Genomic DNA, 15,369 nt, shown 5'->3' with positions numbered 1-15,369 from the left:
CTCTTTTAAAATTTCCCCTAGTTAATTAACTGTAGTCTAATTTACATCCTTTACAATTTAATTGTATAAAATTCCCGCTAAATGGGTGAGCCTGGAGGCAGTTTCGCTGGCGCTGTAATTATACGATGTTCACCGTCAGTTAAACCAAGTGCTAATTGCTGTGCTAACCAATGATAATGACGTTTAATCGACGAATTCTGGCGCTTACCTTTCTTCGCTAACCAGCTTTCCAAATCATTAAGCTGCGACGTTAATGCTTGCTGTGCTTGTGTTGACAAATTCTTGTTGTATTTAAGCATTAACAATTGCTCAATGACCACCGCATTCGTGCGTTGAGTCGTCAACCACAATAACCCTTTGTCTTCATGTTCATCACTTGCCTTAATTGTTTTCACAATTAACTGCTCAATAACGTCAACAAATGACAATTGCTGGGAGTCTAAAGCGTGTTGAACCACTAATCGATTTGCTCTAGCGCTATTTAGTAACGTTTTAAGACTATGGCGAGCACTTGCTTCCCCCAGCGCTAGGGGATCAAATTGACGCCCAAGTTGCGAGCTACTACTTTCACGTGAGTTATAGGTTCCATAAGACTTTGCAGGTAGCTTATTAAGCAATGCCTTAGGAAAAACTAAATAACGACTATCTAAAGTACTTAAAACACTATCCAAAGCTTCACGCTGCCATTCAACGGCAACAGGCTTTTGCAGCAATGACTCATCGCGCAGTGCATAGTTGAAATCTACACCTGCAATGATCTTGTTCGCTGCTGTCACTTGGAAACGATGTAACAAATAAATAGGTACTAATGCTTCACGTAAATCTGAATGCGCTTGAGATTCATCTAAAATAGTCGCATCTAATTTTAAAAGCGCCTTATTTCGAACCTTCATTAAACGTGATAACTCTTTATCAGCATATTGACCATTATCCCAAAGGTGCGCCCAAGGATTTGAGCCAGCCGCGCTGCGGGCTTCACTATCGGAGATAAATTTCAAACCACTCGCTTGTGTTTCATGACGTAATTTAGCTAATTGTTCACTGTCTGCATTGCCATAACCGTATGCAACCACATAGTCATCCCATTTCCCCATACCGATACCATAAGCATCGTCAACATCAATTTTATTGTCTTTTAATGAAATGAGTGGATGTGGATAATCCATTACCGACGCACGATCATTCGTACTGGCTGAAAAATTATGAGCAATACCTAAAGTATGGCCGATTTCATGTGCTGATAATTGCCTGATCCGAGCTAGTGCCATCTCTTGAGCACGCTTTTTACCGTCGGCTTGTCCTGCTAATAGGCCTGACGCAATAAGATAATCTTGCTTCACACGTAATGAGCCAAGAGTTACGTGCCCTTTAAGAATTTCACCATTACGCGGATCAACGACTGAGCTACCATATGACCAACCTCGAGTTGAGCGATGAACCCATTGAATCACGTTATAACGTACATCGAGCGGATCTGCATCAGCGGGTAACATTTTAACGTCGAAGGCATTAGTTAATCCAGCTTTCTCAAACGCCGAAGTCCACCAGCGTGCGCCATCTAATAACGCACCACGAACAGGTTCAGGAACACCAGGATCAAGATAGTAAGTAATCGGCGCTATGACATTGCCCTGCGGATCAAAGTCCAGACGATGACGCGTGATATAACGCTGTGTTAATGGCTTTGCAATAGGTTGACTGTAGTCATCGAAACTAAACGCAAAGTAGCCGCTGTATGGATGAAACGCGCGTGGTTGATAGCCTTGCTCTGGTAATGCAACAAAAGAGTGGCGGAACTTGATGGAAACATATCTAGCATCAGGCGTTACCGAAGATAAATGATATCCCTTTGGCTTACCTTTAAAGGTAACCGTTGCACTCAACTCTGTATTAAGTGGGAATGACTTACTTTGCGGCCAATTAACCATTGAGCGACTGCTATCAAGTGAATAACTGCCTTGATTGCTACGTTGTAATGACTGTGCAATGCCGTGAAAGTCTTGTAGTGAAAACTTACTAACATCAATTAAATGGCGTTTGCCTTGCGACGCCACAATGTCAAAACGATATAAAATAGACTCAGCAAATGCTTGAGTGAGTGCAAGCTCTTCACTCGGGTTACTTGTATATGCGCGATAATCTGCGTTTAATTGGCGCAACACAATTTTGTCACCATGACGCTCAAATTGCACTAAGCGTGACTGACCAATTTGACCGCGATCAAGGCCAATATCATTTGATCCAATCCCCTGCATCAAGCTGGTTACATATATAAATGGTTGTTCCAATTTATCAACCGACAGCAGCATCGTTGATGTATTTTTGCTGCCATATAACGTAAATAATCCCTTTTTAGGCGTTAAAGACTTAGTTTTATCATCAAATTTAGCGGCAAATGCCCCAACACTTAATGCTCCCAACAAGGTCGAGAGAGCCAAAAACTGGCAAGTTGATTTTATTAGTCGCAAGATTTTATCCTTCATTGGATTGTTTATATTGTATACATTCGCTTATCGTATCAAACATTTCTTTAAGTACCAGCGGTTTAGTAATGTGAGCATTCATACCTGCTGCTAAGCTTTTCTCTTTATCGCCAGTCATGGCGTGGGCTGTCATCGCAATAATCGGTAATTGTTGATCGCTATAAGTTTTACGAATTTCTTTGGCGGCAGCTAAGCCATCCATCACTGGCATTTGAATATCCATTAACACTAATTCAAATGACTGACTCAGTGCCGCATCGACCGCTAACTGGCCGTTATCAACAACGTCCACTTCATAACCCTGAGATTCCAACAAGCCTTTAGCCACTTGCTGATTTATCGCATTATCATCCACCAACAATAACCGACCTTTCGCTGATTTATTTGTTGCTACTTGCGGTACTTTTTTAGGCCTAGAATTGAGCGTTCTACCAATACGAGCAGTCATATGGGCAGGCGCTAATGGCTTGCTAAAGATCCCTCGTGCAACATCTTTAATCACAGGCAATTTCATAACATCATCGCCATAATTAACCATCATGAAAATCATTACATCTGGGAATTGTTTAGCTAACAACGCCAATTGATTTGTATTCGACTCTTGTACCCAATCAACTAAGATGACTTGTGGCTCATCTTTTAAAATTAACGCAACATCAATATTGGCAACTTGCGTAAATTCAAATCCTAATTCGGGTAACATTCGACGATAGGCATCATTCGCCTTGTCATTATCGCTTATCATTAATAGATCAGCGCCATCATGAGATGACGGCAATTGCCATTCTTGAGCTTTTTGCTGTTGTATTAATGGCAGATCGATAGTGAAACAGAAACAACTACCGTGGTTAATATTACTAGAGACCTCAAATTCTCCGCCCATCATTCTCACTAGATGTTGAGAAATTGATAGGCCAAGTCCTGAGCCGCCGAATTCACGTGTAATAGATCCATCAGCCTGACTAAAGGCTTTAAAGAGATTACTCAATTTATCTTGCTCAATGCCAATACCACTATCTCTAGCACTAAACTGTAATGTGACAATGTCAGTAGATTTATTAACTAATTCACAAGCTAACTCAATATAACCTTCATTAGTAAACTTAACCGCGTTTGAGACGATATTGGTAAGGATCTGATTTAAACGCAGACCATCTCCCATCACTCTGAGGGGTATGGTCGGTGCATTTAATACAAATTCTAATCCCTTCTTCTGAGCCGCAATAACATTGACGTTAATCACAGCATCAAGCACATCTTCGACATTAAAAGGCACTGATTCGAGCTCTAGCTTACCCGCTTCAATTTTAGAAAAATCTAGAATATCGTTGATAATTAACAGTAACGAATTTGCTGAATTAAAGGCTTTATCAAGATAGTCATGTTGCTGATTATCCAGCTCCGTTCTCAGCGCTAACTGAATCATGCCCATGATGCCATTCATTGGCGTTCTGATCTCATGACTCATATTGGCCAAGAACTCACTTTTATAGCGGTTAGCTAACTCAGCGTCTTGTTTCGCTTCAATAATTTCACGCTCATGTTCTTTGCGCTTCGTGATATTTTTATGAGTGCCCAAGATACGTGTTGGCTGATTGTTTTCATCATATTCAACCACACTACCTCGCGCTAATATCCATTCGTATTGTCCATTAAAGCCCAGCATTCTGAATTCATGCTCATAAGGCTCTGATGGATCGTATAGGTGAACATTCAGTTTTTTATGGACACATTTCCAATCGTCGTTATGCACAAGTCGTCTGAATCCTTCCCAGCTTGGTAATTCTTCACTTGGCTGATAACCGAGCATGGTGAAATATGCTGAATTACAATGCAGTGCATCAGTATTAATATGCCAATCCCACAAACCTTCTTCTACCGCATCCATTGCTAAAGAATAACGCTCTTCACTATGGCGTAGTTTTTCTGCCGCCTCATGCTCTGCGGTGATATCACGAGCAATACCAATCAAGCCCAGCAATTCACCGTCCAAGTCGGTATAGGGTGTCTTTAGGGTTTCCAACAATTTAGGCTGCCCATTCAAGATCATTTCTTGTTGAATAGTTACCGTACTGCGGCTTTTAATTACTTTTTGATCATTAAGTTGAAGTTTCTCAGCAAGCTCTGGGGTTAAGAAGTCTTCACTATATTGACCAACCACCTGTCTCTCTTCTGCGCCAAACAGCTCTTGCGCTGCTTTATTGCACCCTAAATACTGGCCTTGAGTGTTCTTATAAAAAATAACATCTGGAATTGAATCGATTAACGCCCGCAATAACGAATATTCCTGTTCACGTTGCTTGGTTGTTTGACGCAAGCTTTCAGTTCGTTGAGCAACCTGAATATCGAGTTGACGGTTATCTTCAGCGAGTTGACGGGTGTAAGATTTGTTTTCACTAAAGGTTTTACTTATCAACGAGAAGAATGGAAGCCATGCATCTGCCGTATGAGACGGCGGCGAAATAGGCTCTTTTGCACAATTTTCCAAATGCACCATCAATCGAGATGCCGGGCCAATGAAAGAACGTTTTGCTAGCCAATGGACAACGGATAATAAGATAGACAGCGCCAACGTAATAGAAACCAAACTCACCACAAACTGACGCCACGAATCGGCAAATAAATCCTGCTCTTTTTCAAAGTAGATTAACTTAAAGGGCGCGTTTACCAACTCAACCGCTTGCACATAATAGCCATTGAGTAATTGACCTTTAGTCATAGAAAAAAGTCGTTCACTACCTAGTTTGGTCAGTTCTACGGGTAAATGAGTATCAAGCCCTTCAATAGATTGCGTGATTTGGTTCTTCTGAACTTCACTGTGAGCCATCACATTGTTGTTGCCATCCACCAGCAACATATCACCGAATAATCCGCCTTGCGGCAATAACTCTTCACTGAGACTTGATAACGTAATATCAATGGCTAACGCACCATAATATTGATCGCCAATATACAGCGGCGAACCAACAGTCGTCATTAATCCCTTGCCCGCGTCATCGGCGTATACGTCAGTCCAATAAGTGTGTCCTTTAGGATTATTGTCTTTGAGTGATGATAAATACGCAGGACTTTCTAAGGTTGATTTCTTAAAGGCATAGTCATCACCTGGCCACGGATAAACACCAATAAATTCGTTGGCAGACAAATAGTAAACACGTGTTGCATCTGGCACCATTTCCATTGCGACAGGAAATGATAAATTCATTTCGAAAATCATATCCATCTCACGATAATACTGGTCGCTTCGATTTTCTAAGTTACCTGTGCCTGAAATAAGGCCGATTTCAAACTGAAATTTATCTTGGAGATCTTCTTGAATATTTGGAACAATTTCGAAAACTTGGTCAATGGAATTGTACGAGTAATAATAATAAGACAATAACAGATCAATGCGCGGCGCTTCAGACAAGCTTAAATGTTTAGTGGCATATTGGTTTAATGAAGTAACAGCACGAATACCTGAATCCAATAGCAGCTCAACCTGATGCTCATGCGACTTGATTTGCGTAAACCGTTCGGCAATGGCTTCACTGCGGTTTTTACCTAACACCCACAATGACGTGATCACCGCCATGGCCAAGACAGCAAAGTAAGTATAAAGAACCGTTTTGTTATAGTTACTTAATAGGTTTATTTTCACAATGAGTCTCGCCTTTAGTCATTGGCCTAGTCGAAAGATGCTCGCGATTATACCCTGAATCGAATGTCAATCATTGAAGTATTTTTTTGGGAAAATGGTGATGCCTGACTACACTTTAATTATTATTGATAATAGTATCAAATTAGCCATGCATTGCCTCAATGCTTGAGGTAAGATACGCCCCGTTTTTTTACCTGACAAAAGAGAGATATCCTTTTATGCCTTATGTTTTGGCTCAACGTTGGATTAGTGATACCGAATCGGATCTCGGCTTAGGTACCGTTGTTGCATTAGATGCACGTACCGTCACCATTTTATTTTCCGCTACAGGCGAAAGCCGCCACTTTTCACGCAATGACGCCCCGCTGACGCGAGTTATCTTTAATGTAGGTGATACCATCGAAAGCCATGAAGAATGGTCGCTGACGGTAACCGACATCAAAGAGGATAAAGGCCTTATTACTTACATCGGTACTCGTACAGATACCGAAGAAAAGGAAGTTTCTCTACGCGAAGTGATGTTATGTCACAACATTCGCTTTAATAAACCACAAGATCGCATGTTTGCTGGTCAAGTTGAGCGCATGAATCATTACGCACTGCGTTACGATTGTTTAATGGCTCGCTACAAAATGGAACAGAACGATCTGCTAGGTTTAGCAGGTACTCGTGCTAGCTTAATTCCACATCAGTTACATATCGCCAAAGAAGTCGGCTCACGTTACGCACCGCGCGTATTGTTAGCTGATGAAGTAGGTTTAGGTAAAACTATTGAAGCTGGCATGATCATTGTGCAGCAAGTGCTAACAGGCCGTGCTGAGCGCGTATTAATTTTATTGCCAGAAACGCTACAGCATCAATGGCTGGTAGAAATGCGTCGTCGTTTTAATCTAAATTTCACCATTTTCGACGAAGAACGCTGCGCAGAAGCGAATTTAGACGCTGATAATCCATTTGATACAGAGCAACTTATCATTGCCAGCCTATCAACGTTACGTAAAGCTAATCGCTACAAACAAGCATTAGACGGTGACTGGGATTTACTCGTTGTCGATGAAGCACATCACCTTGAGTGGAACAGCGAAAAGCCATCTCGCGAATACCGCATTGTCGAAGGCTTAGCTCAAGAAACACCGGGTATATTGTTACTAACAGCAACGCCAGACCAGCTTGGTCATGAATCTCACTTTGCTCGCTTACGTTTACTTGATCCTGATCGTTTCTACGACTACCAAGCGTTTTTAGCGGAAGAAAAAGATTACCAACACGTTGCCACTGCTGCCAATGAGCTGCTAGAGCAAAACGTATTGTCAGACGACACCAAGCAAGTATTAACCGAGCTACTCAAAGAACGTGACATTAGCGATATGCTACAAGCCATTGCCGATGATGCAGAGTCAGAGGCGCGAGATGAGTTACTTAAATTATTGTTAGAGCGTCACGGCACAAGTCGCGTATTAATGCGTAATACCCGCCAAGCCGTCAAAGGCTTCCCGCAACGTATCGTCAATACCTACGAATTAGCGATGCCAAATCAATACACCACCTCAATGAAAGTGGCAAAAATGATGGGCGGTGCGAAAAGCGTATCTGAGAGTGCTCACAAGTCTCTCTATCCAGAAGAAATCTTCCAAGAGTTCGAAGGTAAAGACGCGTCATGGTGGTCATTTGATCCGCGTATCGATTGGTTAATTAACCTGATCAAAGACAGCAAAGAGAAAATGCTGGTGATCTGTGCTCATGCACAAACTGCGTTGATTATCGAGCAAGCACTGCGTGTTAAAGAAGCGATCCGCAGCGCCGTATTCCACGAAGGCTTATCCATTATCGAACGTGACAAAGCAGCCGCTTACTTCGCTCAAGAAGAAGATGGCGCGCAAGTACTCGTTTGTTCAGAAATCGGCTCTGAAGGTCGTAACTTCCAGTTCTCTCGTCACCTAGTATTGTTCGATTTACCACTTAATCCTGATTTGCTTGAACAGCGTATTGGTCGATTAGACCGTATTGGTCAAGCGAACGATATTCAATTGCATATTCCTTACCTTGAAGGTTCGAGCCAAAAAGTCTTACTTGATTGGTACCATCAAGGCCTCAATGCATTTGAAACAACCTGTCCATCTGGCGGTATCGTATTTAACGAAGTTAAAGAAGATATCTTCGCGCTATTGCACGACCAAGAGACAGCCGAAAAATCATTGGCTGATATCATCGCGCAAACCGAAGAAATCCACACTGAGTTAAAAACGAAAATCGAAAATGGCCGTGACCGCCTATTAGAACTAAACTCTGGCGGACAAAAATCAGGTCAAGCGATAGCTGCTCGCATTGCTAAAAATGATAACGGCACTGAGCTACCAACATTCATGTTTAACATGATGGATATTTGTGGCGTTGAGCAAGAAGATCACAGTGACAATGCGCTGATTTTAAAACCCGGCGGTCACATGCTACACAGCCATTTTCCAGGTTTGCATGAAGATGGCACAACTGTCACCTTTAGTCGTGACACAGCACTTGCCCGTGAAGATTTCCAATTTATTAATTGGGAACATCCGATGGTGCAAGGTAGCATCGATATGGTGCTTAGTGACACCACAGGTAACAATGCCGTCTCTATTTTAAAGAGTAAGGCACTGCCTGCTGGCACCATGTTACTCGAATTAATGTTTGTTGCAGATACCTCAGCGCCTAAGAAATACCACATTGGTCGTTTCTTGCCGCCAACGCCAATGCGTTTGTTAATGGACAAAAACGGCAACGAGCTAAACAACAACATTAGTTACCAAAAACTAAGTGATCAACTCAGTCCTATTGGCCGACACATCGCCAGTAAACTTGTTGGCGCTTCACAAGCCTTTATCCATCAGCAAGTGACTAATGGTACAACTAAGGCACAAGCGTCTTTAGAAACTATCCAACAAGATGCATTAGCTAAAGTGACTAAGGTTTTAGATACTGAAATAGAACGTCTGACAGATCTTAAAGCCGTTAACCCAAATATTCGTGATGAAGAAATTACTCACCTAACCACTGAGAAAGAGCAACTGATCAAATATATTGGCAACGCACAAGTTCGTTTAGATTGTTTACGCTTTATTGTCGTATCACCTGAATAGGCTTTTTATTAAAGACTATAATGAAGAACGCCAGTCAGTGACTGGCGTTTTTTTATGGGCTAGATGCTAAGTTAAAGACTAGATCTCAGTGTTATGACTATTTAACTAACTATTGACGTTAATAAACGCACTTTAGAACTTTGGTTTAGGCGCCTGTTAAAATTGTCCTTTACCAATAATTTCACTCAAAACATCATCCATACCAAATACTTTTTCTCTAACTTAATCTAATACTTATCAATATATTTAAAACAGAATAACCAAACAAATTGTGCTAGTGCATTATCTCGCTACTAATACCATTAATTGCATTAAATATTTGCCCACTTGTACTTGTTAAAATTAACTAAAATGGCGTTGCTCTCAATCCTAATAGCCAGCTATTAGTCAATCGAGCGCCTTGTTTTAGCTGATTTTCTCTACGCACAACAAGATCACTTACTTAATGCAATTGGTATAATGATCAAAACGTGCAACATTTTATTGAGTAAAACATTAAGCATTATAGAAAGCTTATCGACTGTGACACTTCTTAACTCACAAACTCCAGCCAACTTTGCAGCATGGCTTCAAAATCTTCGATACCACATTCGCCAACGCTTTCGCTGTCGTAGTGTGAGAAGTCTTCACCCTCTGGGAGTTCGCCGTCAACGTAGAGACTGTTTGCCATGACAATGGCGTCATCATCGGTAAGCGTGAGGGAAAAGTCGCGGCCTTCGATAAGTTCTTCAACGTCTTGTTTTGATTGAAGCTCTTCGAGTTTAGCGAGCAATGCATTGATCTTTTCTGGTTTGGTGCCGATTTCGCTCATTAACCATCGACCAAAGACTTCATGACCCATTGAGAATTCGACACGGTAAGAATCGTTAAGGGTGTCGGTTTTAAATTTAAATTCCATAAGAGGCTCAGTGACTATCAATAAAGGATTATTTTATCGCGAATTTGGCTTTAGCTATAGCCCTAGTCTTGGAAAGTTATGCACTTTCGATTTGAATCTAAGTAATTAAACTTGAGGCCAAGCACTAAAAAATATAAATTGTATACATTATAAAACTAGACAATCTTCTCATGCCATCACTGAAAATTTTTCCCTCTCTTTTAGGCGTCACTCTTTTCACTTTAGTAGCTCAGAATGTTCATGCCGAACCGAATAACTCCCCTGCTCAATCGACAATCGATCGCAGTGGCCAAGTGAGTTCATTTAAAGATTTTGATCAGTATGGTAATCAGCCGCTAAATCCCCTATTTGATTTGGGCAGTTGGCATGGATTCACCCAACCAAGTGCAGTGCCGTTTTATGGCGGCTTCACAGGCCCAATGATTATTGCGCAGGAATATCCGATTAACCTTGCTAATCAATTGGATAAACTGACCATTAATAATAGCGAGAACAATAAGCGATATTCATTTGCGTCGGCAAAAACGAAGTTTGAAACCTTTCCTGGTCAGCTGGTGCAGCATTATGAATTTAATGATTTAACGGTGCAGCTCACATTACAGTTTGTCGCCAATCGAATTGCGGTCGTTGAGACAACAATGACAAACAAACTTAATCAGCCGCTTTCATTGTCTTTGTCGTGGCAAGGTCAATTAAATAATCAATGGAATGCGTCTAAATCGATATCTGCGGTATTGCCTGAATGGCAGCCAATGTTAAGTGAAAATGCCAAAGGCGTTAGCGTCGCATTTCCACCAGCACACAAGACATGGAATTTAATGCTTAGCAATGATGCTAGCTATCAAATTCAGCGCAGCATTGACACCAACACGACCATTAATCAACAACAGCTGAGCTACCAAAGCACCGGACAAGTGACTTTACAGGCGCATCAGAGTCAGCAAATAACAACAAGTCACGGCTATTGGCATACCGCTGAGGAAGCTGCGGCAGATAAAGAATTAGTACTGGGATTAATGAGTAAGCCTCGTTATGTGACGGATAAAATAGATTCATCTCAACAGCGCTGGCAGCAATACCTAAAACAAGGAGTTAATAGCAACAGCTTATTGCCGACTGATATTGCGATTAAAGCCATTGAGACACTGAATGGCAATTGGCGCAGTAGTGCTGGTGCGTTACAACATGATGTTGTTACACCGTCGGTTACAGCACGCTGGTTTAATGGTGCCTGGGCATGGGATACATGGAAACACGCATATGCGATGGCATCTTTCAATCCAAGCGTTGCTAAAGATAACATTCGCGCGATGTTTGATTATCAAATCGCTAGTGATGATGCGCGGCGCCCTTATGATCATGGCATGATCGTCGATGCGATCTTTTACAATAAAGACAAAGTTCGCGGCGGTGTTGGCGGCAATTGGAATGAACGAAATACCAAGCCACCGTTAGCAAGCTGGGCGGTATGGGAGGTTTATTCGCAAACCAAAGATAAGGGCTTTATTGCTGAAATGTTCCCTAAGCTCGAAGCGTATCATCAGTGGTGGTATCGCAATCGTGACCATAACAACAATGGCTTAATTGAGTATGGCGCTACTAATCACCGTTATCACAATACAAAAAATGGCGAGCTAACGTTTAAAGTGAGTTACGGCGACGGCAAGGCACCAGCATTTTTATCTAGTTGTGAGAAAGGCAATAAAAATTGGCTTAACTGCCAATCAATGACGACCTATAACCAAGTGCTTGACGACGGACGCTATCAACAATTAGACATTGGCGCGCAGCACGGCGCAGGCTGGGAATCAGGAATGGATAACGCCGCACGTTTTGGTTTTATCAATCAAGAGCAACTTAAACGATACGCAGACAAGCATCACAGCGGCAATCTCAAACAAGCTAATAATGATTGGCAGGTTCGTTTCTTTGAAAACCGCAATCAAGATAATGAATTAGTTAGTTTTACCATCGACCAAGAATCGGTTGAATTAAACAGTTATCTCGCGGCAGAAAAACAACTGCTAGCAAACATGGCTCAATTACTTGGTGATAAAACGAAGCACCAACAATATTCTCAGGCCTCAAGGCATTTGGCTAAGCGTATTAATCAATGCTTCTTTGATGAGAAAACAGGTTTTTATTATGATCGTAAAATCACAGCACACAAAGCGGCAGCAGATTCGTGTCCAGGAAATCTACTCACTCAACGCGGCCGAGGTCCTGAAGGCTGGAGCCCTCTATGGACTGAAATCGCTACACCTGAGCGAGCCTTGCGTGTCATTGAAGTGATGTTAGATGAGAATGAATTCAATACGTTAATTCCGTTTGGTACTGCGTCGAAAACCAACCCAGCTTACCATCCTGATATCTACTGGCGCGGCCGTGTATGGCTAGACCAATTCTATTTCGGTTTAGTGGCGCTCTCTAATTATGGCTTTGATAACGAAGCGAAAAAGCTACTTAAAAGAGTAGTGAAAAACGCAGAAGGTCTAAATAGCGACGGAGCTATTCGGGAAAACTACAACCCAGAATCTGGCGTAGTACAAGGGGCGGCTAACTTTAGTTGGAGTGCAGCACATTTGTATATGCTGCATCGAGAGTTTAACGATTAGATACGCTGTCAGTAATTACTTTTAAGCGATTATTAAGTTGCAATAATGGCGTCAATACCAAGGAGCTGGTGAGACGCCAAATCAACATAAATAGCACCACACAATAACCAAGACTTTGCAGTACTTGGCGCACTAATATTTCTTGTAGCGTCGACTCCATCAATTGATGATTTATCAATATTTGGGCAAAGCCAATATTATTATCAATACCGCCTTCTACAAAGTTTAATGGAATATCTACAACCCATATTTGTTTTTCAAAGGGTTCGAAATCTTGTTCTGAAATGATGTTTTTAATGTTTGTTTTAGCGGAATATAACACGGTGCTGCCATCTGAAACGACCATGCCACTAATAAAGGCATTTTTAAGTTCAGCATTGGTAAAATCTTTAATACTTTCTTCGGAAGAGTTCCAAATTAATGCGGGTAATACTTTCTCTGCGCGGATTTTAGCAAGAGCAACTTGCGTCGTCATTTGCTCATTAAGCTCGTCTTTTTCTTTATAGTAATTGAACACGCCAGTGCAAAAAAACAACAACAAGAATATTGATAACGAAAAAAACAAGAATTTCGCTTTCAAAGATTTACCTAATTTAAACGCTAATTTCACTACTTAAGCTCCGTTTAAGAAAATTCGCCTAATTACTATCGATTAATTGAGCACTATTTCTACTACCTTATCTTTAATTGGAAGTAGCAGCAATGATAATTTAAGTCCACATCACCATAATGGCCGCAATGGCAATAAGCACTAGACCAAATCCGTCTTTAATTTTGACGGGTTGTTTTAACCACATGATGGAAACTAGCATGGTAAAAAATATCTCTACCTGACCCAACGTTTTTACATACGGCACACTTTGATACGCCATGGCGCTAAACCAACCAATAGAACCAATACAACTCGTTAAACTAATTAAAAAAGTGAGGCGGCCATGCTGTTGAAGTTTTTTAAGGGTTGCTGGTCGTTTAACTGCTAGATAACTTACTAACATTAATGTTTGCAATGCAATCACCAACAGCAGTACCCAAGCCGCACGATGTGTTGTTGGCAAATCAAGTGTAAGGCTTGCTTCTCTCACCCATAACGACGTCAACGCAAAGCAACTTCCGCATGCAAGACCTAATAACAACGTTTGTAGCGATAGCCCTTTAAGCCCCTGACGTGAGCTCATCAGTAAAATGGCAATAGTGCCAATAAGCACACCGCCCCACCCAAGCAAACTCAGGCTAGTACCAAAAAATAATGCGCCTAAGATGGCCGCGACTAAGGCTTCACTTTTAGCTAAACCAGCACCAACTGCAAAGTTATTGAGTTTGAATAGTTTTACCATCAATGCAGTCGCAATAATTTGCATACACGCTGCACCAGTCACAAAAAAGACCAACCACATTGAGAACTGCGGTAAATCAGCAGGGATAAAATAGTAAAGCGCGGCTAAATAACACGCCGCCATGGGACCAGCCCATAGGAAACGCGCAAGGGTCACACCAACAACATCAACGTCTTGGCTTAATTTACTTTGAAAGGCATTACGCCACGACTGCGAAAACGCCGCCAGCAGCGTAAAATAAATCCACATTATTTTAATTTATCAGACAACAAGCCAACCGTAATGGCGTAACTATTGGCACAGTTATAACGCAAAATTGTACGGAAGTTACCATAGGTTAAGAATGCATCACCTGAAACGCCGTCAGGCACAGTCAATGTTGCCTTTAATGAAACAGCAGGAAGATCATTGTTATTTAAACGGCGAACGCCCAGTTCATTCCATTGAGATAATGGTAATTTGTCACTATGAGCACGCAATGCACGACAGCCTTTTTCTGGCGTTGTCTGCTTTACTTGTTCAACAAGAGACTTGGCGTTATCCGGTAACGTTACTTGTCGGCCCCACGTTTGTTGATCGTTCCAGCCATAGTGTTTTAAATAATTAGCAATAGATGCGAAAACATCAGCATGGGTATGCCAAATATCTTTACGGCCATCGCCATCAAAGTCTTGCGCTAGTTGTAAAAAGCTTGATGGCATAAATTGCCCTTGTCCCATCGCGCCGCTCCAAGATCCTTTCATGTCTTCGAGCTTAATATGACCTTCTTTTAAAATAGTAAGCGCATTAAACAATTCTTTTCTAAAGTATGGTCCACGGCGTTTGTCATAGGCTAGGGTTGCCAATGAACGGATGATGTCATTGTTGCCGGTAAAGGTTCCGTAATTTGTTTCTAGTCCCCAAAATGCCAAAATGAAACGTGGTTGTACGCCATAGGCTTTACCCACCTTTTCGAGCATGTCTTTATGCTCTTTTTTCATTTTAAGGCCGGTTTTAATACGCCACTCAGATAATCGTTTAGTGCTATAGCGCTTAAAGGTACGCTTGAACTCAGGCTGAGCGCGATCACTTTTAATGGCTTTTGGATAAGGTTTTAGACCCGTTAGTGCTTTTTCAATTAATTCGTCGCTGTAACCCTTTTGCTTGGCTTCCACTTTTAATTCTGTAAGCCAAGTTTGAAAATCTGCCTGTTCTTGTGCGAATGTTGCTTGGCTTAGGCCACAAAAAGATAACGCAACTACGCCCAGAGAAAAACGCTTCAATCGTTTCATCATATCATCCTT

Annotated in this window: 8 protein-coding genes; 2 read left to right on the top strand and 6 right to left on the bottom strand. The window is 41.6% G+C overall.

Annotated features, from left to right (window positions below):
• Positions 1 to 77: 77 nt before the first annotated feature.
• Together ACMAZF_RS02000 and ACMAZF_RS01995 are read right to left on the bottom strand one after the other, a co-directional pair.
• Positions 78 to 2,483 carry a zinc-dependent metalloprotease gene (locus tag ACMAZF_RS02000; RefSeq protein WP_435275825.1) on the bottom strand — a complete coding sequence of 802 codons (2,406 nt, stop codon included), beginning with the start codon at positions 2,481 to 2,483 and terminating at the stop codon, positions 78 to 80.
• Positions 2,473 to 6,123 carry a PAS domain S-box protein gene (locus tag ACMAZF_RS01995; RefSeq protein ID WP_435275824.1) on the bottom strand — a complete coding sequence of 1,217 codons (3,651 nt, stop codon included), beginning with the start codon at positions 6,121 to 6,123 and terminating at the stop codon, positions 2,473 to 2,475. Before ACMAZF_RS01995 ends, ACMAZF_RS02000 begins: the two co-directional genes overlap by 11 nt.
• Positions 6,124 to 6,341: 218 nt before the next feature.
• Between ACMAZF_RS01995 and rapA the strand changes: the two genes are divergently transcribed.
• Positions 6,342 to 9,239 (top strand): RNA polymerase-associated protein RapA, encoded by a 2,898-nt coding sequence (rapA, locus tag ACMAZF_RS01990; RefSeq protein WP_435275823.1) that lies wholly within the window; start codon positions 6,342 to 6,344, stop codon positions 9,237 to 9,239.
• Positions 9,240 to 9,771: 532 nt separating this feature from the next.
• Here the strand turns inward: rapA and ACMAZF_RS01985 are convergent.
• The gene (locus ACMAZF_RS01985; RefSeq protein ID WP_435275822.1) at positions 9,772 to 10,137 is read right to left on the bottom strand and encodes a YacL family protein; all 366 of its coding nucleotides are present in this window, start codon (positions 10,135 to 10,137) and stop codon (positions 9,772 to 9,774) included.
• A gap of 170 nt (positions 10,138 to 10,307) precedes the next feature.
• On the opposite strand from ACMAZF_RS01985, the gene ygjK reads away from it, so the two are divergent.
• On the top strand, positions 10,308 to 12,752 hold the full coding sequence (gene ygjK / locus ACMAZF_RS01980; RefSeq protein ID WP_435275821.1) for an alpha-glucosidase: 2,445 nt from the start codon (positions 10,308 to 10,310) through the stop codon (positions 12,750 to 12,752).
• Here ygjK and ACMAZF_RS01975 read toward each other — a convergent pair.
• The 3 genes from ACMAZF_RS01975 to ACMAZF_RS01965 all read right to left on the bottom strand — a co-directional run bounded on the left by ACMAZF_RS01975 (position 12,742) and on the right by ACMAZF_RS01965 (position 15,360).
• On the bottom strand, positions 12,742 to 13,362 hold the full coding sequence (locus tag ACMAZF_RS01975) for a hypothetical protein (protein WP_435275820.1): 621 nt from the start codon (positions 13,360 to 13,362) through the stop codon (positions 12,742 to 12,744). The two genes, ygjK and ACMAZF_RS01975, sit on opposite strands and share 11 nt — an antisense overlap.
• A 100-nt stretch (positions 13,363 to 13,462) precedes the next feature.
• A complete protein-coding gene (locus ACMAZF_RS01970) occupies positions 13,463 to 14,335 on the bottom strand; it encodes an EamA family transporter (protein WP_435275819.1) in 873 nt (290 codons plus the stop codon).
• The gene (locus ACMAZF_RS01965) at positions 14,335 to 15,360 is read right to left on the bottom strand and encodes a lytic murein transglycosylase (RefSeq protein ID WP_435275818.1); all 1,026 of its coding nucleotides are present in this window, start codon (positions 15,358 to 15,360) and stop codon (positions 14,335 to 14,337) included. The genes ACMAZF_RS01970 and ACMAZF_RS01965 overlap by 1 nt, the downstream gene beginning before the upstream one ends.
• Between the last annotated feature and the right edge of the window lie 9 nt (positions 15,361 to 15,369).

Origin of the sequence: Psychrobium sp. nBUS_13, from assembly GCF_051201665.1 — a bacterium.
GTDB lineage: Bacteria > Pseudomonadota > Gammaproteobacteria > Enterobacterales > Psychrobiaceae > Psychrobium.
Note: the sequence above shows the minus strand (reverse complement) of the source record. Positions and strands in the feature narration are given on the sequence as shown.